Source organism: Flavobacterium sp. GW823-FHT06G12 (assembly GCF_058794775.1).
The window spans coordinates 279,480-303,121 of record NZ_JBXAHE010000003.1 but is presented as its reverse complement, the minus strand read 5'-3'; the positions used below and the strand labels follow the sequence as shown (position 1 = coordinate 303,121).

The following is a 23,642-nucleotide window of genomic DNA, read 5'->3' as shown; positions in this document are numbered from 1 at the left end:
TCTAATTGCAATGACAATGGCAAAATCAATTTAAAACTTAAGTTGATTTTGCCGTTGTTATTTTTACTAAACCTTTTTCTTATTGAAAAGAATGTAAAACAAAAACAAAAAGATCCAAACTATCACAATTACAGCAAAGTAGATTGCAGCAATATTAGGATGCAAGTAATTTGGTTGGTAAAATAATTTATCTAAAGTTGTAAATTTTTCTGCTAAAGCTTTTCTATCAAAATCATTTCGAATTCTGTTTAAAGGTTCCCCGTGATTATCTCTGTAATGATATGCATCTTGAGTCAGCAATTTCGGAATCAAATTTGTTTCTATATTGTATTTCTTCAGAAGTGTATCCAATTTCTGAAAAGTATATGTTAACGAATCTTTCTTTGTATTATATAATAATTTATATCGATCTACAGCGGCTTGATATTGCTGTTTGTCAATAGAATCTCCATAAACTGGATTAAACAAAGACTGGTTTTCTAGGAAAATACAAATATCCTCGTCGTGTTCTGGATGTACAGGAACACTTTTAAAAATAATGGCTGTGCTATCTCCTATAATCCTTTTCGAAATCATTCTTTTGTGCAGTTGTTCTTTATCAAAACCCATAATTTCAAAAATACTATCTGCTTTACTTGTTGTTTTATCAAAAGTGCTTGTTAAAACTTTTATGGTATCGATACTATAATAATTGTCTTCTGTAATAGGATATTCGCCAGGCTCGATAGTATCTACTTCTTTTATTACAGGATAAGGTTTTGGATATAATATATTCTCGTAATTGAACAATTTTTCAGAAGTATACGAAGTATATTTATATAAAAATGGATTTAATACATTCAAAAGTTTTTTGTCTTTATTAAAATCATTTTCAGACAATTCCGATTTCAATTTAGCATTCATTCCGAAACTATAGCTAACGAAAAATGAAAAGGTCAGAAATGAAATAAATAGTAGACAAATGCCAATTTTAAGCAAATTTACTCCTTTGTAATTTTCTCTAGAATGGTTTCGAATTAAAAATATCAAGAATACAAGTAAAAACAAACCACTTACAAAGAAGTGCGAAATTGAAACGTCATCGTAAAATTTAAATCGATAAAATTCGGTATAGATGTCTATTTTCTTTAGGCCTTCAAAAGTAAAATAACCATATAAAAAGTAAGCTAAATGAATTAAGGCTAATATAATAAGAGATTTTACGAAATAACGCTTTAGATTTTTGGCCATTTTTAGAGTTGCTAAGTTACTAAGATGCTAAGTTTTTATTTACAAAGTTTGAAAGATACTGAAATTTTGTTTTTTCAATATCAAAAAAATGTAAGAAAAATTTAAAAAAAAGACGCATTAATATGCGTCTTCAAAAAATCTTAGAACCTTAGTGTCTTAACATGTCAGGAACTTTATTTAGAAATATCAAATCCTTCTTTAACAATTTCGCTTTCAACCTTATCAATCAATTTATTGGTTTTACCAGTAAGTCTTTCTTTCTTCCAATCTCCTTTTGCATAAATAATTAATGTAATAAGAGCAGTTAAAACAGAAGCCGTTGGAAAGGCCCACCAAATTCCGATTTTGCCTAAAGAAGTATTGTGAGATAAAATATAAGCCAATGGAAATTGAATTACCCATTGCGAAACCAAAGTTAGAATCATAGGCAATTTTGTGTTTCCTACAGCGCGAAAAACTCCTGTTAGGCACAGTTGCAATCCTAAAAATCCCCAAGAGAGACAAGTAATTCTCAGTAACTCTGTTCCTCCTTCGATAACTGCTTGATCATTTGGAACAAAAAAAGCGATTAAATATGGTGCAAATATATACGCTATGATTCCGAGACCGGTCAATAATCCAAAACCTAAATAAGCACCTAGTTTTGAAATTTCGGCAGCACGATCAACATTTCCAGCACCAATATTTTGTCCAACAAGAGTAGCAATCGCCATAGATAAACCTAAGGCGGGAATTAAAATAAGCTGAATTAAGTTGGAGCCCGCACCATACGATGCAACCGTTAAAGTTCCAAAACGAACAATTAAAAATGTAATAGCCATCATTCCCAACGCACGCATAGATTGTTCGATTGAAGATGGAAAACCAATTTCAAAAGCTCTTTTTATGTGTTTATAATCAGGTTTAAAATCTGAAATGCGAAGATGAATTCCGTGTTTTCCTCTAAACAAGATTGCAAATCCAATTATAATAGCCAAAAGCTGTGTAAATAAAGTAGCCAAAGCAGCACCTTTAACGCCTAAAGCTGGAATAAATTTCCATCCGTAAATAAACAGCGGGTCTAATGCAAAATTCAAAATAACCGTTCCCAAAACAATATAAACGGGCAACGTTACACGTCCCACTCCACGCATAATCGATTGGAAAATCATAAATCCGAAACTAAAAACTAAACCTACAAATGCTACACGCATAAATCCTAATGCATCAACATAAACTGTAGGCTCTACCTTTAACAGATATAAGAAATATGGACTCAGAATATATCCTATAATCGATAAGAAAATAGAAACGATAATTACCATTGACAAAGTCTGTGCCGCCACGTGATTAACCATTTTCTGGTTTCCTGCTCCAAAATATTGTGCAATTAAAATAGAACCTGCAATCGCCAATCCGGTTCCTAAAGCAATGGTTAAAAATATTACGGGTGTGCTTATCGAAACCGCTGCAACAGCATCGCCACCTAAGCGTCCTACCCAAAAAGCATCAACTAACTGATACGCGGCTTGTAGCAAATTAGCAATCATAATCGGAATTGCTAATTTTAATAATGAAGAAAGGATTGGCCCCTCTAACAATTCATTTTTTTTCATTTATTCAAAATAATTATTTAAAAATCAGTTGATATATCAACTTTTAAAGTTTAAAAAAAATTAGAGCGTTTCTAACTTATCTGCATAAGACCTTACGGCATTCAATGCTTCTATTCTTTCTTTTGGCGAAAAAACAGACATTACCTCTTCTTCTGCTCTTTTCATCAGCAATCGGATGCTTTTTGCTAGTGAAATCCCTTCATCAGTAAGACTCACGATATTTTTACGTTTATCTATTTTGTCTTTTACCACCTCAACTAAGTTCTTTTTCTCTAAGGCTGAAATACTTCTCAAAATAGACGATTTATCGCGCATTGTTTTGTCTGACAATTCTCTCTGCGAAAGGCTTTTATGATGCAAAATCATCAGTAGTGGCAATTGCTCCAGCTGCAAGGTGATTCCCGCTTCTGTCATTAACGCATTAGTTCGTCTAAAAATTGCTCTTTTAATACGGTGAATCTGAAAGAAGAAACTATCTGATATTTCTTCTTTCCAAAAATTTGAAAAATTCTCTTTATCGGTATGTTTAATTTCCATGGGACAAAATTACAAAAAAGAGTGACATGTCAACTATTTTTCTAAAAAAATTCTTATTTTACTGACAACCAGGTAATTCGTGAAAATAATTCGATCTTAAAAACAAAAATGAACGATTATTTTTACTAACTTTAATTGTTAAATATTACCTAATAAAAACTTAAAAAACTACTCTAATGAAACAATTATTTATTTTTTTGGTAATGATGCTCCTTTGGATTCCGCTAAACGCTCAAACAGTTGCGGAAACTAGCAAAGACGAAGACTTAACAACAATTGTAAAAACTGAAAAAGATGATTTCCAAGATACATCTTTAGAAGATCTGCCGTGGCACAATAGAAAATTTAAAGTTTCTGCGGGTGGATTTTTTCCTGTAAATAATACCCAAGTTCAGGTTGAAGGCAATAACGGAAATATAGGAACTGAAATTGATCTTGAAAATGATTTAGGATTTTCTAAGTCGACCGTATCATTTTTAGGAACATTTGACTGGCGTATATCCAAAAGATCCCGATTAGGTTTTGAATATTTTGTACTAGACAGAACTGCAACAAAAACGCTGCAAAGAGATATTAATTTCGGAGATCATACTTATCCAATTAACGGAAGTGTTCGTGGTACTTTTAATGTACAGATTGCTAGAATTGCTTATGGTTACGCTATTTTATCCAAACCAAAATATCAGGCTGGACTGTTAATTGGTGCGCATGTTCTTTTTACAGATTTAGGCCTAAAATTAAATGCTAATACGCAAAGTGTAGAATATCGTGATAGCTTTAATTTTACTGCTCCGCTTCCAGATGTTGGAATATGGGGAGAATTTGTTCTCGGAAAACGCTGGGGTTTATATGCCAACGTAAATTATCTTGCTGTAAAAATTAATGACACCGACGGCCGAATCATAAGCTATAATTTATCGGTTTTATATAATGTAGTAGATAACTTTAGCCTTACTGCGGGCTATACCGGTTTAAATTTTAGAATAGATACGGTTCAAGAACGTTTAAACGGTTTCTTAAAATGGGGATATAATGGACCAACAATAACAGCGGTGTATACTTTTGGAAAGCATGTTAAAGTTACAAGATAAAGGTTCTCTCTAAGAGGCTAAGATTCTAAGTTGCTAAGGTTCTAAGTTTTTTTTAACCGCAAAGAGCGCTAAGGATTACACAAAGTTCGCAAAGTTTTTATACAAAGCTTTGCGAACTATATGTTTTTACAAAACCTCAATAAAAAACCTTTGCGAACTTTGCGAAAAAACTTTGTGCGCTTTGCGGTAAAATTATAATCAAAGTCTCTCAAACCTAAAACCTGAAACAAAAAAATAAACCCGATAACTCTAAAGCTATCGGGTTTATTGCCAAACTTAAACTTACTTAACTCAAAATAAAACTTTATAAACTTAGATTCTCAGAAGCTTAGAAACTCAGATTATCAGCATCTTAGAATCTTAAAAAAAACTATTTTTCGATTGGAGAGAATTTTACTGCTGTTCCTCCGCCAGCTGCCAATTTGATATTTAAAACAGTTTTGCTGTTTACTTTTTGTTTAGAGATTGTAACTGGATACGGATTGGTTTTATAATTTGCTCCAGGTCCGTCTGCATAGATTTCTGCTTCGTATTCTTTGTCTTTATCTAAAAATGACAAAGCAACTTTTAAGTCTCTTGCATTTCTATTTGTGATTGAACCTAAGTACCAATTCTTCTCATCCCAATCTTTACGGGCAATTGTAGTGTATTCTCCAATTTTAGAATCTAATACTTTAGTATCAGACCAAGTGCAAGGCACATCTTTTACGAATTGAAATTCTGGTTTGCCTTCATAATTTTCAGGTAAATCTGAAGCCATTTGCAACGGACTGAAAATAATAACATACAATGCCAATTGATTTGCCAAAGTAGTCTGCACTTTTGCTCCAGATGGAGTTTTGTAATCAAAATTGAAGTTCCCAGGCGTGTAATCAAATGGTCCAGAAAGCATTCTTGTAAATGGCAAAGTTGTTAAATGCTCTGGTGTATTTCCTCCGTCTACCGACCATGCATTATATTCTTGTCCACGTCCGCCTTCTTGAGACATAAAGTTTGGATATGTACGCTGTAAACCCGTTCCTTTCATTGGTTCGTGGTTATCGATCATGATATGATATTTAGCAGCAGTTTCGATCACTTTTCTGTAATGACGCGCTCCGTATTGGCTATCATGCCATTCTTTTTTATCCAAATATTTGTTTACATAACCCGTCTTTACTGAGTTCACTCCCATTTTCTGATACAATTTGAAAGCATCTTCCAATTGGTTTTCATAATTTTTAGTTGCTCCAGCCGTTTCATGATGTCCTATTAAACGAACATTTTTCATCGCAGCATATTTGGTGATTTCTTCCAAATTAAAATCTGGATATGCTTTTACAAAACTAAATGCAGAACCGTCTGCAGTCCAGTCTCCGTCCCAGCCTTCATTCCATCCTTCAACTAAAACTCCATCAAAACCATTTTTCGCAGCAAAATCAATATATTCTTTTGTGTTTTTTGTTGTCGCACCATGTTTTGGCCCTTGTCCCCAAGTATATTTTTCTAAATGCATTCCCCACCAGATTCCAATATATTTTGATGGAGTGATCCAAGATAAATCTTCAATTTTTGAAGGCTCATTTAAATTCAGCATAATAGTCGAAGTTGCTACATCTCCAGGAGTTTTACCCACAACAATAGTTCTCCACGGTGTTTTAAATGGTGTTTCTGCATATACTTTTACACCATCTGCCCACGGCACTAAATCACTTTTATACTGTTTGTCTGTAGTTTTTAAAAGCGTCATTGAAGCAAAATCTGTCAAGTTGGCTTCGTGAATGGCTACATACAATTTGTCTTTGGTTTCAAAAGTTGCAGGCGTATTAATCGTATCTGTTTTACTCATTAATGTTTTACGATATTCACTTTCGTAATAACTATTTTCGCGGTGAACTGGAATCCACCAAACTTCGTTATTATCTTTAAAAGTAAATTGCGTTACTTCATTAGAGATTTTAACTTTTCCTAAATGAGGCTGTTTTGGAAATTCATAACGAAATCCAACTCCATCATCAAAAACTCTGAATATAATATCAACTAAACGCTCCTCGCCTTTTGCTTCTTTTAAATGAACAATCAGTTCGTTATGATGATCTCTTACCTTTTTGAATTCTCCCCAAGGTTGTTCCCAAGTTTCATCTGCCGCTTTTTCTTCTGTAGAAACGACTTCAAAACCATCAGTCATTTTGGCCAAGCCTTGAAACTCAAATCCCATAAGAGAAGGCTCAATAACCGATTTTCCGTTAGAAGAAAAACTATATTGAGGCTGTCCAGTAGGCGTTAATTCAAAAGTTAATTCAGAGATCTTTTCAGGAGAACTGATTTTATACGTTTTTTTAGTACTGCAGGCCATAACCAGCATTGATGCTAAAGCCACAAGACAGTATCTATATTTTCTGTTTTTCATTATTTAAATTGTATTAATTACAGCTCTATTTAATTTCGCTCATTACTTGTTTTGCTTTAGCAGGTTGCATAGAAACAAAATAATTAAAAGCTTGATCGAGTTTTTTCTGGGCCTCGACATTTCCTTTTTTCTGTACGCGTAAATCATACAATTTGCTGATATCTGGAAATGTGCTTTCTGTGTTTTTTACTCCAGCGAAAGTTTTTATTTTTTCGACAAAAGAATAACCAAACTCAACCGTTGGTTCAATCATGGTTCCTTCACCGAAATCATTCCACGTAATCAGCTGCAGGTAATTTACATTGGCGTTTTTTGCCAAAGTCAAAGTTTCATCAAGTGTCGCTCCATTGTTATGTTCGATTGTCCATCCAATAGCAGCGCCGCCTCCGCCTGCGGCATAAAAATCTTTAAAACCTGGATAAGCGCTTCCCATTGCTACACCCAATTTTGGTTTGGTATTAGTATAGAAATTAGTAAGATAACTATTGTCTTTGTATACCCAAGCATATTCTCCAGAAGCATTTTCTCCTGCCAATGAAGAGTGATCCCAAAGTGTCAAGAAAGTTGGTTTTGCTGTTAAAGTATTAAAGACATTTGTCCATTCAGCTGGGGTCTTCAAAACAATTGGTCCAAAATTCATTAACAGCGGTTTACCATTAATCTTAATATAATTAGCATCAGAAAAATAATTCTTTTCTACATATGCCAAATCTGTTTTTGCTGCACTGGTTACGGAAATTGCTTTTCCTGCATTTACAACATTTGTCAAGAATCGATCTTCGTATACAATGGCATATTCTAAACCAACTTTGTCGAGCATTTCAATTAACTGATCTGTGTTTTCTTTAATCATTCCGTAATCGTTTACATCGTAAGTACCGTACCAATCAATGAGAATTCCGTCAATTCCTGAATATTTCATCATCAATAAATGATTTTCAATCACATTTTTATCGCCTGAGTGATAAGGCCCAATCAGCGGATAATAGTACGATGCAATTTCTCTTCGGCCGTTTGCCCCTACGTTGTTCGGATTTTTGTTTGCCATTGTCCAATGATATCCCCATTTTTTATCGGCACTGCTTTCGTTGGTTTCAAACCACGGCATGTAGTGCATATAAATTTTGGTGCTGTTGGTTTTCTCAATCGCAACAGGGTTTGTTTTTTCTGGTTCTACTGGTTTGTCTGAGCCTTTGTCATCGCTGCTGCAACCGGCAACCATCACAATACTCATCAAAACAAAAGCCAACGATGTGATATATCTTTTCATATTGATGTACTGTTTGTTATTTTATATTTTGCCACAGATTAAAAGATTAAAAAGGATTATTAATCTGTGAAAATCCTTTAATCTGTGGCTAAATAAAGCCTCGCAGATAATCATTTTAAAAACATGTCAGCCTTCCACGACTAACCAACATGGAAGACTGACATTCTAGTAACCTAATTTGGATACCCAGGATTTTGTTTAAGATTTTTATTAGTAGTTAAAACGGTACTTGGAATTGGGAAAATTGCTCTGTATTTTTCCGTTGTGCCTTTTGACCACCATGGCTCGAAGAATGTTCCGAAACGGATGTTGTCTGTTCTTCTTCTTCCCTCAAATGTAAATTCTTTCAGTAACTCTTGATCAATAAATTTAAGATCAATTGTTGCTGGCAATTCTTCACCTGCACGAGACGCAACTTGCTCTAAAAATGGTCTTGCTAAATCTGGCGAACCTAAACGCACGTAACATTCTGCTTGCATCATTAAAATTTCTGAATAGCGGATTAAAACAAAATCATGATCACGTTCCCATTGTTCTCCTGCTTTCATTTCGTATTTATGCAAACGAACTCCTTCATTTTCTTTCGCATCTTCAAGACTTGTTAGGTTCTCTGTATAAGTAAGAGGCTCTCCATTGCTCATAATGATTACACTTCCTGTCGCAAGATTGATCTGATCGCCTTCTAGCATACATTTTTTTCTCTTATCTGTATCTGCAAAAGAAGAATAAACTCCAGGTTGCGCGCACATTCCGTTTGCACTCCAAGGATAATTGTTTGGAATTGCAGAAATAGCTAGATTCTGATTGTAATGGCAAGACATTGAGTTCATGTAGTTTCCAACTGTTCCTGCTTTTGAATCGTAAGGAATTGCAAAAATAATTTCTGGCGAAGTCTGATTTTCTGTTACGAAATTCGAAAAGAAATCTGGTGTTAAGCTGTATCCTGTAACCTTTTGGCACATATTGATACAATCTTGCCAACGTGGCTGACCAATAAACGCTTCTGAATTAAGATACAATCTAGCCAAAATAGAATAAGCAACATTTCTAGTCATTTTAGAATATACCACATTTGGATTTAAATGCGGAATAGCATCTGTCAATTCTTTTTCAACAAAATCGTAAACTTCTTTTCTAGTTGAATTGGTTGGAAGAGATGTATCTTCAAAATTGGTTACAATTGGCACATTTCCGAATAAATCTAAAAGATTGTAATAGTAATACGCTCTAAGTGCTTTCAATTCTGCATAAATCGGTTCTTTTGATTTATCGCTAAGAGATGATTTATCGATTTGATAAATAATCGCATTTATTTTAGCAACTCCAGTATAATTGTAACGCCAAGCAGAAAGAATCATTCTATTGTCTGCTTTCCAAGTATGTTTTTGCGCGTCTTGGTATTGTCCTCCATCGTACCAGTTTGTACCTCTGGTCGGAATTGTAGCTTCGTCTGAAACTACTTCATTCAAAAAGAAAACATATTCGCAAGTTGGAAAATTATTTGAGATTGCATCGGAGAATCCTCTTAAAGAAGAATAAGCCCCACCTACCAGCGCATCAACTTCTTTGGTTGTATTTCCGAAATTTCCATCTTCTACCTGATCATACAGCTGCTCGTTCAAATCAGTACATGATACCGTAAAAAGCATGCTTAAAAGTATGGCTGCTGTTATTTTGATTTTCATTGTTAATATTTTATGGTTATCAATTCGCTTAGTTATTCAGCGTAAAATTTAATCCAACAGAAATAGTAGTTGGTCTAGGATAATTGTTGTATCTGTCAATTCCAGGAGCTGCCAAACCAGTTTTATCCATTACTCCAGTCTGATTGATTCCGTCTTGAGCATTTAAACCAATCTCTGGATCTACACCTTTGTAACCTGTTATTACAAATAAGTTTTCGCCCATTACATACATTCTAAATTTAGATTTCTTGTACTTCAATGGTAAAGTATAACCAAAAGTCAATGTCTGAAGTCTGAAGAAAGAAGCATCTTCGATCCAGTAATCTGAATATTTTGGAGGCGAAGTAATTCCGCTGCTTAAGAAAGCATCTGGCACATTATAAGCTGGCAATCTAGTTGGATCGTTCAACATCATATTTGTCGCGTTTAAAGCTTTTTGTCCAAACATTCCGTATCCAGAAAATCCAAGATCAAAATTTCCATAAGTAAAATTCATTCCAATACCTAAAGTTAGATCTGGCTGAATATTTCCTAAATCTGTTTTATCAGCATCAACCAATGCACTTTCGTCAACAACTTGTCCTGCCGCGTTATAATATTGAATTTTTCCGTTTGCATCTAAACCAGCATTTCTGAATCCCCAGAACGTTCCAACAGGATATCCTTCAGCAATAATTTGAGAATATTGTCCAGACATACCTGCTAAACCATGAAGAGATCCGCTGTAGATAACATCTGTTTTATAAGTTGGGTTAGAAAGTTTTTCGATTTTCTGAACGTTATGTCCAAGAGTCAAATTCGCATTCCAATTGAATTTATCTCCTCTAATAATGTCAGCATTCAAAGTTAACTCTACTCCTTTATTTGACATTTCACCAACGTTAGCCAACATTGTTCCAACTAAATATGGAGGTTGAGGCACTTCGTATGTGTATAGTAAATCTTTTGTCTTTTTAGAATAATATTCGAATGATCCAGTAATTCTATTGAAAAGTCCGAAATCAAAACCAACGTTAACTTGTTCTGTAGATTCCCATTTCAAATCAGGATTTGGATTTTGTTTTGGAGAATAAGCCAAACTCCAAGTTTTTGTAATTGGATCATAGTAACTGTCGCTTCCAACTCCTAAAATAGAAAGCGATTTATACTCTCCAATTCCATCTTGATTTCCTGTAACTCCGTAACCAACTCTTACTTTTAAATTGTCTAACCATCCTTTTGTAGAACTCATAAATTCTTCGTTAGAAACTCTCCATGCTGCAGAAGCAGATGGGAAAGTTCCCCATTTATTATTTTCTCCAAAACGGCTAGATCCGTCGCGTCTTACTGTTGCAGTCAATAAATATTTGCCATCGTAACCGTAGTTAGCACGAGCATAAAAAGACACTAAATTAGATTTTCCTTTGTATGAATACACATCGCCTAAACGATAGTTAGAACCAGCACCTAAGTTATTATAACTGAAAGCATCTGTTACGAAACCACCTCTTTGTGCTCCAAAACCTTGATAAATGTTTTCAAGATAAGAATACCCTGCCAAAGCACCAATGTTGTGTTTGTCTATTACTTTGCTGTAATTTACATAAAGTTCACCTTGTGCATTTGTATATTCATCATAAGTTCTTTGTGCATAACCGCCTTCAGTCTGTCCTTCCATAACTGCATAAGATGGTTTGTAAGTACCTCCTTTTACTGCATTATGCTCTAACGAAATATTTGCTGTAGCAGTAAAGTCGTTTAAGAATTTTACATCTGTTTTAAAGTAACCCAAAAGTCTATGTCTTTCGTTATCAAAAGTTCTGTTTGTTAAAATCTCAACAGGATTCTGATAAAGGTTTGCTACTATCGAACTGAAATTTCCTTCTGAATCATAAACCGGAATTGTTGGGTTTAAGTTATAAGCTCTTTCAAAAATTCTGTAATCAATTGGGTGCCATTTGTCAATGTTTGCAAATAATCCCATATCAAATTTTACTTCTTTGTTATCTCCAAGAAATTGGTAAGCACTAACATTTCCGCTTAATCTTTCTAATCCAGATTTTTTAATAACTCCCTCGTTATTTAAGTAAGAAAGTGAAGTTCTAAAACCACTATCTGCTTTACCAGAATTGATACTTAAAGTATGAGACTGAGAAATTGCTGTCTGCTCGATTGCTTTTTGCCAGTTTGTATTTCCACCGTAATCTACCGCATCTCCAATTTGATTCTGGCGTACATATCCTCTCCATTGATTTGCAGAAAGAAGATCTAAGTTATTACTCACATAACCAATACCAGTTTGTCCGTTGTAAACAACAGAAACCCCTTTTGTTCCCGATTTTGTAGTAATCATAATTACCCCATTTGCTCCGCGAGAACCATAAATTGCCGTTGCCGAAGCATCTTTAAGAACGTCAACCGATTTAATGTCTGAAGGCTGAACCACGTTAATATCAACTCCTGCAATACCATCTACCACAATTAACGGACTGTTGCTTGCTGTTAGAGAAGTTCCTCCACGAAGGCGAATTGTAGAACCTGCAGCTGGATCTCCAGAAGGACGTATAATACTTAATCCGGCTACTTTTCCTTGCAAAACTTGCTCTGTAGAACCAATAGTTCCTTTTAGCAATTCATCTGCACCAACGGTAGAAATCGCTCCTGTTAAATCTGCTTTTTTTACTTTTCCGTAACCTACAGAAACTACTTGTACTTCGGCCAATGTATACCCATCATTTTGCAGACGCACTTCAAGATTAGCACTATTTCCAGTAATCTGAATTTTTTGTGTTGTTGATCCGATGAACGAAACTTCGATTGCACCTCCTACGGCTACCTGAAGGTTAAATTTACCATCAAAATCTGTTGTTGTTCCGTTTTTTGTTCCTACTTCAATGATAGAAGCTCCTGGCAATACCGTACCAGTATTGTCATAAACGGTTCCTGAGATTTGCTTTTTCGTCTGCGCGAAAGTACTAGCAGAAAGAAAAAGCATAAAAATCATCAATACCGCTGCCTTAGCAGTCCACATTTGATGCAGGACGCTTTTTGTATTTTTACTATTCATTAGAATTGGTGTTTTAATTTAATAGTGATTATTTATCTAAAGTTTTTAGCGGAATCGTCGTATCCGAAATCGTTTTGTCTTTGTTGTCTTTTACCAAAACATGGATTTCGCTTAAACTTGGAACTCCATTTAATTCTGATACTAAATTGACAAAACCTTTAATTTCTGCAGTTCCTCCAGTAAACTCACCAGAAATTGTTTTTGGTCCAGCTGTAATCGTGTAGATCAATTTGTTTACACCTACCTCATTGTTTTTTCTTGACATTCCAAGAAAATCTTTTTGACTGATTTGTGATGGAAAGAAAGCAAAACTTGGTGGCGGTGGTGGAACAAATTCTCCTGCGTAAATAACCTGATCGCCAGAATTTGCTGTCCAATTCTCTGCTACCATCAGAAAGTTTATCTTTTCCATTACAAAATCATCTGGAGCATTAAAGTACTGCTTAGGAATAAAATCCATTTTATAAAAACCATTCCCTAAGTCTTTTAATTTTGTTTTTGCAGCAACATCTGGTTTTGCAGCTTCATACATTTGCTGAATAGCCCAGTCATTTAAACCACCATGCATATGTACACTTGGAGTGCCCGCAAATGCTGGATTAAGATTTGCATTAAACAAAATACTTACCGGTTTATCGATTAATGGTTTTGTTGGATATGATCTAAATAATTCACCTGAAGTGTAAAAAGAAGAAAAATCAACGTACGCCATATTTGCTACGTCACTTTGTTTAGATCCGTTTTTGTTTTTTAAACGAAACCAAAATCCATCACTCGCAGCAATTTGTTCTGGAGTTTTAGAAAAATAAAGTGTTGGAGTTAGCGTAAAACTCCAGATTTTATTTCCCTCGTATTTCAGTTTTGCAAAGTCAGACGAGTTTTCCCAGTGTCCAGCATCTGGTTCAGATGGAGACCAAATCCAGATATATAAATCTTCTGTTTCAGCAAATGTCGATGCCGACATATCAAAATACCAAGTAACTTGTTCATCATATTTGTAAACAGCAGGATACGATGACATTGCCCCAACAGCTCCAGCAGCTTCTTGTGCCTGAATAAAATTAGGAGCCATCAACAAGGCAAGTAAAATTGTATATATAAACTTTTTCATATTACTTTTTAATTAATAGCATTTAATTTAAACACATAAGACAAGAAATCTACACCGCCAGAAGAACGTACCAATTGAATCTGCATTTCTCTGGTTTTTCCTGGAACCGAAACTAATCTAAGTTCATCTATTTTCTGCGTTTTCTGTGCATCGCTGTACAGATAGATTTTTGTTCCAACACCAGTGATAGACGATTGAAATTCTGAGCTAAGTGCCCAATATCCCTTAGGAGCAAATAACGGAGGGACATCTCCTGTTACTTCATAACTTGTTGGATTGTTCTTTTCATCTACGTTAAATTTGATTTTAAAATCTTCGTAGTTAAAATAAGTACTCAAGTTTTCTTCGTTTGGCTGAATATTATTTGCTTTCGCAACTTCATCAACCATTTTCAGATTTGTTAATCCCCAATTCCCGTTTACTTTTTCATAAAGAGTAATTGGTGCTACATAGCTTCCGTCATCTGTGTTATCGCATCCGATTGCAAAAAAACACATCATAAAAGCTAGCCAATAAAGACTTTTACATTTCATAAATTTTTGGTTTTTGTTAGTTTGTTATCCCCTTCAAAAGGATACAGCGAAACTAGACGTTAAATAAATCCTAAAAAAAAAATCTGATAAAAATCAAGATGAAATTCAAACAATAAAAAACACAACTAACTAATAATCAATATTTTATATTTTTACTAACAAGTAAAAAATCAAGACGCTGTTTAGATGAAAATCGGCTATTTTTTAATGGTAAAAATGACAATATGTAAAATAATCATGATATTTTTTTCACTATGCATATATATAACTAGTTTTTATTGTATAATTGCAAATAAATTACCTGTTTTTAACATTTACAGCTTATTTTCACCCAGAAAATCCCCTTTCAAAGCTATCTTATTAAACAATTTACAAGATTCTAAAAAAACAGGTTTAGCTTAATCTCAAACTTATTCTTAATTTTAAATCGAATTAACTAACTATATCAATCAACCAATCTTTTCCCTAAACCAAAACAAAATCATGCGAAGAATATTGATGCTGCTTTTCTTCTTAGGAGGTTTTTCTCTTGCTGCGAAAGAGAACAATCCTTATTTAGAAGAATTAGATCAGGTTCTCTTGAAAAAAGACATTTACCTGAAACAGAAATATCGAAAAATAGAAGCTTTAAAGAAAAGCGTATCTAAATTTACCCTTAGTCAAAACAACGAAGAGCTTTATAATTGCTATATGTCATTGTTTGATGAATACAAATCTTTTAAGTACGACTCTGCATATTATTATTTAGAGCAGTCCAAAATCAAGGCTAAGATTCTAAAAGATCCAAAGTTTTTATCTAAAAGCCGAATCAAAGAAGGCTTTGTGCTTTTATCTTCTGGGCTTTTTAAAGAAGCAATTGACACACTAAATGTTATAGACGATACCAAACTGGATCAAAGAAATAAATTTGAATATTATAACATAAAAGCTCGTGCTTACTACGATTTAGCCGATTACAACCGTGATCAGCGCTTTAATATTCATTATGTACAGCAAGGAAATCATTTCTTAAAGAAAGCTTTAGAATTAATCGGAACCAATACGAATGAATATTGGGCTGCCGAAAGCCTAAAACGCTTGAAACAACAAGATTGGCGCGGTGCCGAATTCGCTTTCAGTTATTGGATTAACAACTACAATCTTCCGCCAGATTATTACGGAATTGCGACTTCCAGTCTCGGATATATTTATTCTGAACGGGGTTATACCAAAAAAGCCATTCAATATTTGGCTCTTGCCGCCATTGCCGATGTTAAAAATGCGACGAAAGAAACCGTTGCACTCCGAAATTTAGCCAATGAACTTTTTAAAATGGGGTATTTGGATAAAGCAAACGAGTACATCAATATTGCAATGGATGATGCTACGTTTTATAATGCAAGACATCGAAAAATTGAGATTTCGTCGATTTTACCTATTATCGAAAAAGCGCAATTAAATAATGTAAAAGACAAAAATGACAAACTAGAGAAGATTATTATTCTTTTGACGATCTTAACGGTTATCATTTTCGTTTTCCTTGGCATAATTTTCAAACAATTAAAAGAAAAGAACAAAGCCAGAAAAATTATGGCCGATTCGTACTTGCAGTTGCAGGAAATGAATGTGAGTTTGAGCGAAGCCAATGCCATTAAAGAAGAATATATTACCTATTTTATTAAGGCAACATCGGCCTTCATTAATAAAATAGACCATATACAGAAAAGTACGTTGCATAAAATCATCACTAAAAAAACAGATGAAGTTATTGCGAGTTTAAAACGTTACAATGTAAAAGAAGAACGCGAGAATCTCTTCCATCAATTTGATGAAATCTTCTTGAAATTGTTCCCTACATTCGTAACAGATTTTAATAAATTATTCCCGAACGATCATAAATGCATTGTCAAAAAAGGCGAACTTTTAAATACCGAATTGCGAATTTTTGCTTTATACAGATTAGGAATCCAAGACAGCAATCAAATGGCCGAATTTCTTGAACTTTCTGTAGCTACAATTTATACATACAAAACGAGAATTAAAAGTAAATCCGACTTTAAAGATACTTTTGAACAGAAGATTATGGAAATTAAGACGATTTAATTTTGTGCTCCTGCAAGGTTTTCAAAACCTTGTAGGTCTTATAATATTTATTATAACCCATCTTAAAAACATTCAATACCTACAAGGTTTTGAAAACCTTGCAGGAAAAAACGCCACGAATTCACGAATTTTTATTTAAAATGATGCGTGAAATTTATGCGGGTCAATTACACGAATAGATAATAAAAAATAATTCGTGAATTCGTGGCTAAAAAAATTATTCCACTGATTCCAATTGCAAAATTGTATTTTGATAAATCTTACTTAGCGAAAATAACTGCTCTGCAAAAATCATTACGGCAATTGGAACAAAGAAAAATGCGATTAAATCTTCTTCATATAGAAAATAAGTTGAGATCAAGGCTATACGAGCATATTCTAGATAATAAATCCATTTACGCTGTTCTAGCAAAGCGCCACAATTGATTAAAGTTATAATGACCAGCGAAAGCACAAATATTTTATCGTAGCTTTCTAAATAATCAAAATAATAAGTGAAAATGGTTAAAATAAACGTACAAAACCCTAATTGAATATAAAGGTAATTCTTAAACCGAAGTCGTTGGTTTGGAGCTGTTTTATCCTGAAGAAAACGTTTTTCTAAAGTTGGTCGAATATCCTGATCCATATCGGCTGGACTTCCGAAGATAGCATTCCATCTGGCTTTGAATCCACTGGAGCGTTTCCATAATTCGTAGATTTCGAAGTAATAATGAAAATGTTGCCATAAGAAACTGTAGCTTTTCAAAGGATGCGTCAATCCGTATTTTGGTTTTTCTTCTTCCGTTTGGAAAGTTCCAAAAAGGCGATCCCAAAAAGTGAACATATCTCCGTAATTTTTGTCCAAATATTTTTCATCAGAAGCATGATGCACTCCATGAACAGAAGGTGTTACAAAAACATATTCTAACCATTTTATTTTACCAATAAGTTGTGTATGTGTGAAGAAAGAGTAAGCACCGTGAACAATCAACATTGTAATAACCATTTTAGGATGAAAGCCAATTAATGGCAAAATACACCAAAATCCCGTTCTAATAATGGCTTGAAATGTCGTAATTCTAGCTGCAGCTGTAAAATTAAATTCTTCGCTATGATGATGCACAATATGCGCAGCCCAGAAAAAATTGACTTCGTGTCCTAATCGATGGTACCAATACCAAACGAAATCTGTAGCAAGAATTAGTGCAAACCAAACTAAAGCATTACTCGGAATCTCAAATATTCTATAATCGTCATAAATCAAATAATACAATTGGTAAAAACTCGCCGCAACAAATAAGTTAATCAAACGCTCTGCAATTCCGATGGAAATATTGGAAACAGAACTTTCATAGTTAAAAATTTCAGGCCTTTTTCTGCGTTGAGCAAGCTTATATTCCAAAAATAAAAAAAGAAAAAAGGCCGGCATGGCAAATGCTAGAAAATTGATGTTTTTCATTTTGTATGATACTTTTCGATTCTAAAAAATTATAATTACTAGTTCAAACGAAAAAGACACTTCCATCAATTACGTTTTTAGCAGACAAAAAACGTAATCAACGAAAATGATCTTTTACGAACTAAACCTGATTTTTAATTTTGCTTAAATAAAGGTGCTTCCAGTGCCACTTCTTTAACCGATTGTGTTTCGGCTACTTTTTTCAAAGCAATAATATAAGCAGCAATACGAGGCGTTACATTGTGTTTTACTGCAACTCTAAAAACAGTTTCAAAACCTTTCTCTAAAATATCTTCCAGACGTTTATTGATCTGGTGAATTCTCCAAGACTCCAAAAGCGAATTCTGAAGCCATTCGAAATAAGAAACGGTAACACCACCAGCATTGGCTAAAATATCAGGAACAACTAATATATTTTTATCATGTAAAATTTGATCTGCATCTGAAGCAACTGGACCATTGGCGCCTTCAACGATAATTCTGGCTTGAATATCTCCAGCATTTTTCTGCGTAATAACATCTTCTTTTGCAGCCGGAATCAAAACATCAACATCTAAAAGCAATAAATCCTCATGTTTTATAGCAACCGAATTCGGATAACCTTTTATCGTTTTGTTATTCAGATTATAATACAAGATCAATTCTGGAATATTAATTCCGTTCGGATTGTAAAATGCTTCTGAAACATCACTTACAGCTACAATCTTCACTCCTTTTTCATGAAGAAACAAAGCAGAATGCAATCCAACATTTCCAAAACCTTGAATTGCTGCCGTAGCTCTTGCAGGTCTGATTTTTAGTTTTTGAAGCGCCAAAAGCGTAATAATACTCACTCCTCTTCCAGTAGCTTCTACTCTGCCTAAAGATCCACCAGAATGAAGATGTTTTCCTGTAACTACAGCATGAATTGGTCTTCCGTGCAATAACGAAAATTCATCCATTAACCAACCCATTTCGTCTGGGCCAGTTCCCATATCTGGAGCAGGAACATCCTTTTCTGGTCCGAAAATATCGGATAAAGCTTTGGTGTAAGCTCTTGTGATTTTTTCTAATTCTGTTTTAGAATGATTTCTCGGATCGCAAATAATGCCGCCTTTAGCACCACCAAAGGGAATTCCAGTTACAGCAGATTTCCAGGTCATCCAGGCGGCAAGTGCCTTTACTTCGTCCAAGTTTACAGCAGTATCGTAACGAATTCCACCTTTTGAAGGACCTAAAGCTGTATTGTGAATTACGCGGTATCCTTCGAAGTTCTGAACATTTCCATTATCTAATGTAATAGAAAAATTTACTGTGATTTGTTTTTCTGGGCGTTGCAATTTTTGTCTGATAGAATCATCTAAATTCAAAATATCTGCAGCGATATTAAAGCGATCAATCATCGATTGAAACGGATTGTGTTTTATAATTTCTGAACTCATAATATATAGTGTTAGGTTTGGGTTATCTTTTTATTTTTATTGATCTTCTTCTCTTTTGAAGACGCGTTCTCTTTTATTATTCAAATTCGATGCAACACGGAATCTTGATTAGGCAACGGCGCATCAAAATTTTCATATTTCTGTTGGTTCTCATATCTTGATTTTTTAATGATTCAAAAAAAAGCCTTTCATGGTGCAATGAAAGGCTAAAAAAAAAAATAACTAACAAGTACTTTCTCTATTAACGCCATTTCAAAACGTGATTCATCAGGCAGCACATCGCAAAGCAGCATGGAAAAGACGTTCTTATATTTTGACTATAGTTTTTCATTGTTGAGACAAAGCTACAAAAATATATTTATAAATTCTATAGAATTAGTAGAGTTAATTTGAAAGATTTTTAATTTACTTACAAAAACAACTGTAAACTAAAGGTTTATGAACTAAAAAAATTACTGTAATTGCGATAAAAATATGAAAACAACTGCCATAAGAGCCAAAAACAAACCTAAAATATTGATTTTGGAAAGCTTTTCCTTGAAGAAAAAAGCACCAATAAGAGTTCCAAAAATAATTACGCCCATATTCATTCCTGCAAAGACCGTTGACGGATTTTCTGCAAATGCTTTATGAGCCTTTAAGTAGAATAATATATTTCCGAAGTTAAAAACGCCGACCAATATTCCAAAAGGAATGCTTTTTAAAACAAAATTTTCCTTTGGTATAAAGAACTTGTAAATCACTATAAGAATAGAAACAGCAAAAGCAATTAGAAATACAAAAAACAAAGATGTTGTATAAGGGACAACTGTATATAAGGCTATTTTCTTAAAAAGAATATCAATAACTCCAAAACCAAGTAAAACTGTTGCTGGATAAATCCATTTGTTTTCTGCGTTGTCCGCTGGCTTTTTTAAAATGAACAAAAGTGCAGCAAAACCAACTAGAACTCCTATAACTTTATAAGTATTAAATCCTTCATTAAACAAAAGCCAAGCTGCTAGAATAGGAATAAATAACGACAATCTTTGTGCTGCATCTGTCTTTGCAATTCCCATATACTTTATAGAAAGTGCTAAAAACAGAAATAAAATCGGAAGTAAAATTCCAACAGAAGTGTAGATTTCTAATGGCGCATTATTGTCTAATGCATTTAGATCTGGCGCAAAAGTAAGGTAACAAAGCGTAATCGCAGCGATATAATTAAACGAAATAATTTGTGATGGATTAGCATTATATTTTCTAGAAATTTTGAATATAACACCTACAATAACACTGCAAAGAATACTTAATATAAGGAATAACATAAATTTATTTTTGGATTGTAAAAGTAGCTATTGTAAAATAAAAAAGTCCAGCCGGTTTTAAAAAACCAGCTAGACCAGATTATATTTTAATATTATGTTTTTAAAATTTACTAATATAACTTCCGTAAATATCTCTAAACTGACTTCCTTTTGCAAAACGGTCTTTGCTCAGTTTCTTATATTCTACCAATCCCCAAAGAATAAATTCTTTCATAAAATAAACATCTTCTTTTGCCAATTGAGGTTGATATTTTTTTAATAACTCATCTAATGGCGTTACTTCATCTAAAATACTTTTGTATTCTTTGTCTGAAGCATCATCCAATAATTCGAAACCACTTTCCGCGAAAAACCATTCTACCACATCAGAGTATGGCGTTTTTTCGTCTGGTTTTTCCAATTTTTCGATTTTAGGAAAATATTCAGGGAATAAAGTTCTGATTGCAGAACCAATTAAGCTTTCGGCCACAACATCGGCTCCCTCCTGCTCTCCTTCATAAACCAATTCTACTTTACCTGTAATTGCTGGAATGATTCCCACAAAGTCCGATAAACGTAATGTTGTCTTATCAACTCCCGAAATCAAAGCGCGACGCTCGGCTGTACTAATTAAATTTTCGAAGGCCGTAATACTCATTCTGGCGCTCACACCACTTTTATTGTCAATGTATTCGCTTTCGCGTGCTTCAAAACTAATTTGTTCTAAAATATCTCTCGCTAAACTCGGAACATATACAACATCAGTCTGATTTTGATCTAATTTAGACTCTTGCTCAGTAATTGTTCGTGCAATCTCGATACTTTCCGGATAATGCGTTAGAATTTGTGAACCAATTCTATCTTTTAAAGGTGTTACAATACTTCCTCTGTTGGTATAATCTTCTGGATTTGCAGTGAAAACAAATTGCATATCTAAAGGCATTCTCAATTTGAAACCTCTAATCTGAATATCACCTTCCTGCAATATGTTGAATAACGCTACTTGAATTCTGGCTTGCAAATCTGGCAATTCATTAATAACAAAAATACAGCGATTCGCTCTCGGAATCATTCCGAAGTGGATTACACGATCATCTGCGTACGACAACTTCAAATTTGCCGCTTTTATCGGATCGACATCACCAATTAAATCGGCAACCGTTACGTCTGGAGTTGCCAATTTTTCGAAGAAACGTTCGCTTCTGTGCAACCATGAAATCGGTGTTTCATCTCCTTTTTCAGCAATTAAATCTTTTGCAAAACGAGAAATTGGATTTAACGGATCGTCGTTAATTTCTGAACCTTCAACAAACGGAATATATTCGTCTAATAATTCTACCATTTTGCGCGCCAAACGTGTTTTAGCCTGACCGCGAAGTCCTAATAGATTAATATTATGACGAGATAAAATTGCGCGCTCCAATTCTGGAATTACGGTATTCTCAAATCCATGAACGCCTTCAAAAACAGGTTTTCCCGATTTGATTTTTTCACGAAGATTATTTCGCAATTCATCCTTAATGCTTGTAGTTTTATATCCAGTGGCTTTTAATTGACCTAATGTCTTTATAGTATTTATTTCCATTGTGTTGAAATATAGTTTGTTTATTTATTTTTTAATGACAATGCTTTGTGTCATTACTGTGCTTAGACGCACTGCGGTGCGTCTCTACAATATACGCAACGTTTATATGCGTATGCAAAGAAACCTTAGAATCTTAGCATCTTAGAACCTTAGCAACTTTACTTAATCCTCTTCTTCCTATTAGCTTCGTAATCTTCAAAAATCATTTCACCCAAACCTTTAATTCCGGTATAAAATGCTTTTCCTTGATTAGCCTCAGTAAACTGATTCACAAAACGCTGTAAATACGGATCTCTAGCAATCATAAAAGTCGTAATCGGAATATGAAGCTTTCTTGCCTGCTGTGCCTGTGTGTAGCATTTATCGACAATATATTCATCTAAACCATTACTATTCATATAATAAGAACCATCACGTTCGCGAACACAGCTTGGTTTTCCGTCTGTAATCATAAAAATCTGTTTGTTGGTATTACGCTTTCTGCGTAGAATATCCATCGCCAATTGCAAACCTGCAACTGTATTAGTATGATAAGGTCCAACTTGCAAATAAGGCAAATCTTTAATCGGAATTGTCCAGGCATCATTACCAAAAACCAATATATCTAAGGTATCTTTTGGGTATCTTGTTGTAATTAATTCAGCCAATGCCATAGCCACTTTTTTTGCAGGAGTTATTCGGTCTTCACCATACAAAATCATACTGTGACTAATATCGATCATCAAAACCGTACTCATTTGCGCTTTGTATTGGGCGTCTTCTACGATCAAATCATTTTCAGTGAGCATAAAACTTTCGACACCATTATTAACCTGAGCATTTCGAAGACTTTCAGTTAAAGAAATTCTTTCTAAACTGTCTCCAAAATTATATTCACGGAATTCTCCCGTGTGCTCATCGCCACTTCCCGCATATTTTGTTTTATGATTACCGCTCCCAGATTTTTTCAAGTTTCCAAAAATCTGATCTAAAGCTTGCTGTCTAATGGCTCTTTCGGTCTTTGCAGTAATTCCGAAACCAGAACTTCCATCTCCTTTTACTTCATCTCTAATGTATCCTTTCTTTTTCAGATCTTCAATAAAGTCGTCAATTGTATAATTTTCGTCTGTAAGTTTGTATTCTTTGTCCAGTTCCCGAAGCCAGTTTATTGCTTCATCAAAATCGCCCGAAGTATAGGTGATTAACTCTTTAAAAATCGTAAAAAGTTTGTCAAACGGAGACTGAAAAGGAGCTTCGTAAGTCTTAAAATAAAAGCCTTTTTTAAATTCGTTTTTCATAAATCTAAAATTACATCTTTTTAGAATTATGAAAAACGAATCGTTTATTAATTTTTAGTTAAA

General features: G+C 34.0%; 16 protein-coding genes. 2 read left to right on the top strand and 14 right to left on the bottom strand.

The genetic code is table 11. From position 1 onward, the window contains the following. Positions 1 to 66 precede the first annotated feature (66 nt). From AC1Q5Z_RS14000 to AC1Q5Z_RS13990, 3 genes are all read right to left on the bottom strand, one after another. On the bottom strand, positions 67 to 1,230 hold the full coding sequence (locus AC1Q5Z_RS14000; protein ID WP_492445426.1) for a hypothetical protein: 1,164 nt from the start codon (positions 1,228 to 1,230) through the stop codon (positions 67 to 69). A gap of 173 nt (positions 1,231 to 1,403) precedes the next feature. Then, on the bottom strand, positions 1,404 to 2,825 hold the full coding sequence (locus AC1Q5Z_RS13995; protein ID WP_488755507.1) for an MATE family efflux transporter: 1,422 nt from the start codon (positions 2,823 to 2,825) through the stop codon (positions 1,404 to 1,406). 60 nt (positions 2,826 to 2,885) lie between these two features. Further along, a complete protein-coding gene (locus AC1Q5Z_RS13990; RefSeq protein WP_278021097.1) occupies positions 2,886 to 3,362 on the bottom strand; it encodes a MarR family winged helix-turn-helix transcriptional regulator in 477 nt (158 codons plus the stop codon). A gap of 176 nt (positions 3,363 to 3,538) precedes the next feature. Here AC1Q5Z_RS13990 and AC1Q5Z_RS13985 point away from each other — a divergent pair, with 176 nt between their 5' ends. After that, on the top strand, positions 3,539 to 4,453 hold the full coding sequence (locus AC1Q5Z_RS13985; RefSeq protein WP_492445424.1) for a hypothetical protein: 915 nt from the start codon (positions 3,539 to 3,541) through the stop codon (positions 4,451 to 4,453). 370 nt (positions 4,454 to 4,823) lie between these two features. Here AC1Q5Z_RS13985 and AC1Q5Z_RS13980 read toward each other — a convergent pair whose 3' ends face one another. The 6 genes from AC1Q5Z_RS13980 to AC1Q5Z_RS13955 form a co-directional block, all read right to left on the bottom strand. Then, positions 4,824 to 6,842 (bottom strand): glycoside hydrolase family 97 protein, encoded by a 2,019-nt coding sequence (locus AC1Q5Z_RS13980; RefSeq protein ID WP_198857920.1) that lies wholly within the window; start codon positions 6,840 to 6,842, stop codon positions 4,824 to 4,826. Between the two features lie 25 nt (positions 6,843 to 6,867). Further along, a complete protein-coding gene (locus tag AC1Q5Z_RS13975; RefSeq protein WP_198857919.1) occupies positions 6,868 to 8,112 on the bottom strand; it encodes a glycoside hydrolase family 99 protein in 1,245 nt (414 codons plus the stop codon). 173 nt (positions 8,113 to 8,285) lie between these two features. Then, the gene (locus AC1Q5Z_RS13970; protein WP_198857918.1) at positions 8,286 to 9,797 is read right to left on the bottom strand and encodes a RagB/SusD family nutrient uptake outer membrane protein; all 1,512 of its coding nucleotides are present in this window, start codon (positions 9,795 to 9,797) and stop codon (positions 8,286 to 8,288) included. Positions 9,798 to 9,825: 28 nt separating this feature from the next. After that, positions 9,826 to 12,843: a SusC/RagA family TonB-linked outer membrane protein gene (locus tag AC1Q5Z_RS13965; protein WP_343584290.1), complete on the bottom strand. Its 3,018-nt coding sequence runs from the start codon at positions 12,841 to 12,843 to the stop codon at positions 9,826 to 9,828. Positions 12,844 to 12,871: 28 nt separating this feature from the next. Continuing rightward, positions 12,872 to 13,954: a hypothetical protein gene (locus tag AC1Q5Z_RS13960; protein ID WP_198857917.1), complete on the bottom strand. Its 1,083-nt coding sequence runs from the start codon at positions 13,952 to 13,954 to the stop codon at positions 12,872 to 12,874. An 8-nt stretch (positions 13,955 to 13,962) separates the two neighbouring features. Further along, complete coding sequence (locus AC1Q5Z_RS13955; protein WP_198857916.1) at positions 13,963 to 14,487, bottom strand: DUF5004 domain-containing protein; 525 nt, start codon at positions 14,485 to 14,487, stop codon at positions 13,963 to 13,965. Between the two features lie 483 nt (positions 14,488 to 14,970). On the opposite strand from AC1Q5Z_RS13955, the gene susR reads away from it, so the two are divergent. Continuing rightward, positions 14,971 to 16,569, top strand: a complete 1,599-nt coding sequence (gene susR, locus AC1Q5Z_RS13950) for a SusR family glycan utilization regulator (RefSeq protein WP_198857915.1) — start codon at positions 14,971 to 14,973, stop codon at positions 16,567 to 16,569. Positions 16,570 to 16,786: 217 nt separating this feature from the next. On the opposite strand, the gene AC1Q5Z_RS13945 is transcribed toward susR, so the two are convergent. The 5 genes from AC1Q5Z_RS13945 to AC1Q5Z_RS13925 all read right to left on the bottom strand — a co-directional run bounded on the left by AC1Q5Z_RS13945 (position 16,787) and on the right by AC1Q5Z_RS13925 (position 23,579). Beyond that, positions 16,787 to 18,010, bottom strand: coding sequence for a sterol desaturase family protein (locus AC1Q5Z_RS13945; protein ID WP_343584294.1), 1,224 nt, complete (start codon positions 18,008 to 18,010; stop codon positions 16,787 to 16,789). Between the two features lie 134 nt (positions 18,011 to 18,144). After that, entirely contained in the window at positions 18,145 to 19,431 is a 1,287-nt protein-coding gene (locus AC1Q5Z_RS13940) for a Glu/Leu/Phe/Val family dehydrogenase (protein WP_198857913.1), read from the bottom strand. 452 nt (positions 19,432 to 19,883) lie between these two features. Next, positions 19,884 to 20,738: an EamA family transporter gene (locus AC1Q5Z_RS13935; protein ID WP_343584299.1), complete on the bottom strand. Its 855-nt coding sequence runs from the start codon at positions 20,736 to 20,738 to the stop codon at positions 19,884 to 19,886. A 100-nt stretch (positions 20,739 to 20,838) separates the two neighbouring features. Beyond that, positions 20,839 to 22,302: a MoxR family ATPase gene (locus AC1Q5Z_RS13930; protein WP_343584301.1), complete on the bottom strand. Its 1,464-nt coding sequence runs from the start codon at positions 22,300 to 22,302 to the stop codon at positions 20,839 to 20,841. Positions 22,303 to 22,460: 158 nt separating this feature from the next. Then, positions 22,461 to 23,579 (bottom strand): vWA domain-containing protein, encoded by a 1,119-nt coding sequence (locus AC1Q5Z_RS13925; protein WP_492445420.1) that lies wholly within the window; start codon positions 23,577 to 23,579, stop codon positions 22,461 to 22,463. Between the last annotated feature and the right edge of the window lie 63 nt (positions 23,580 to 23,642).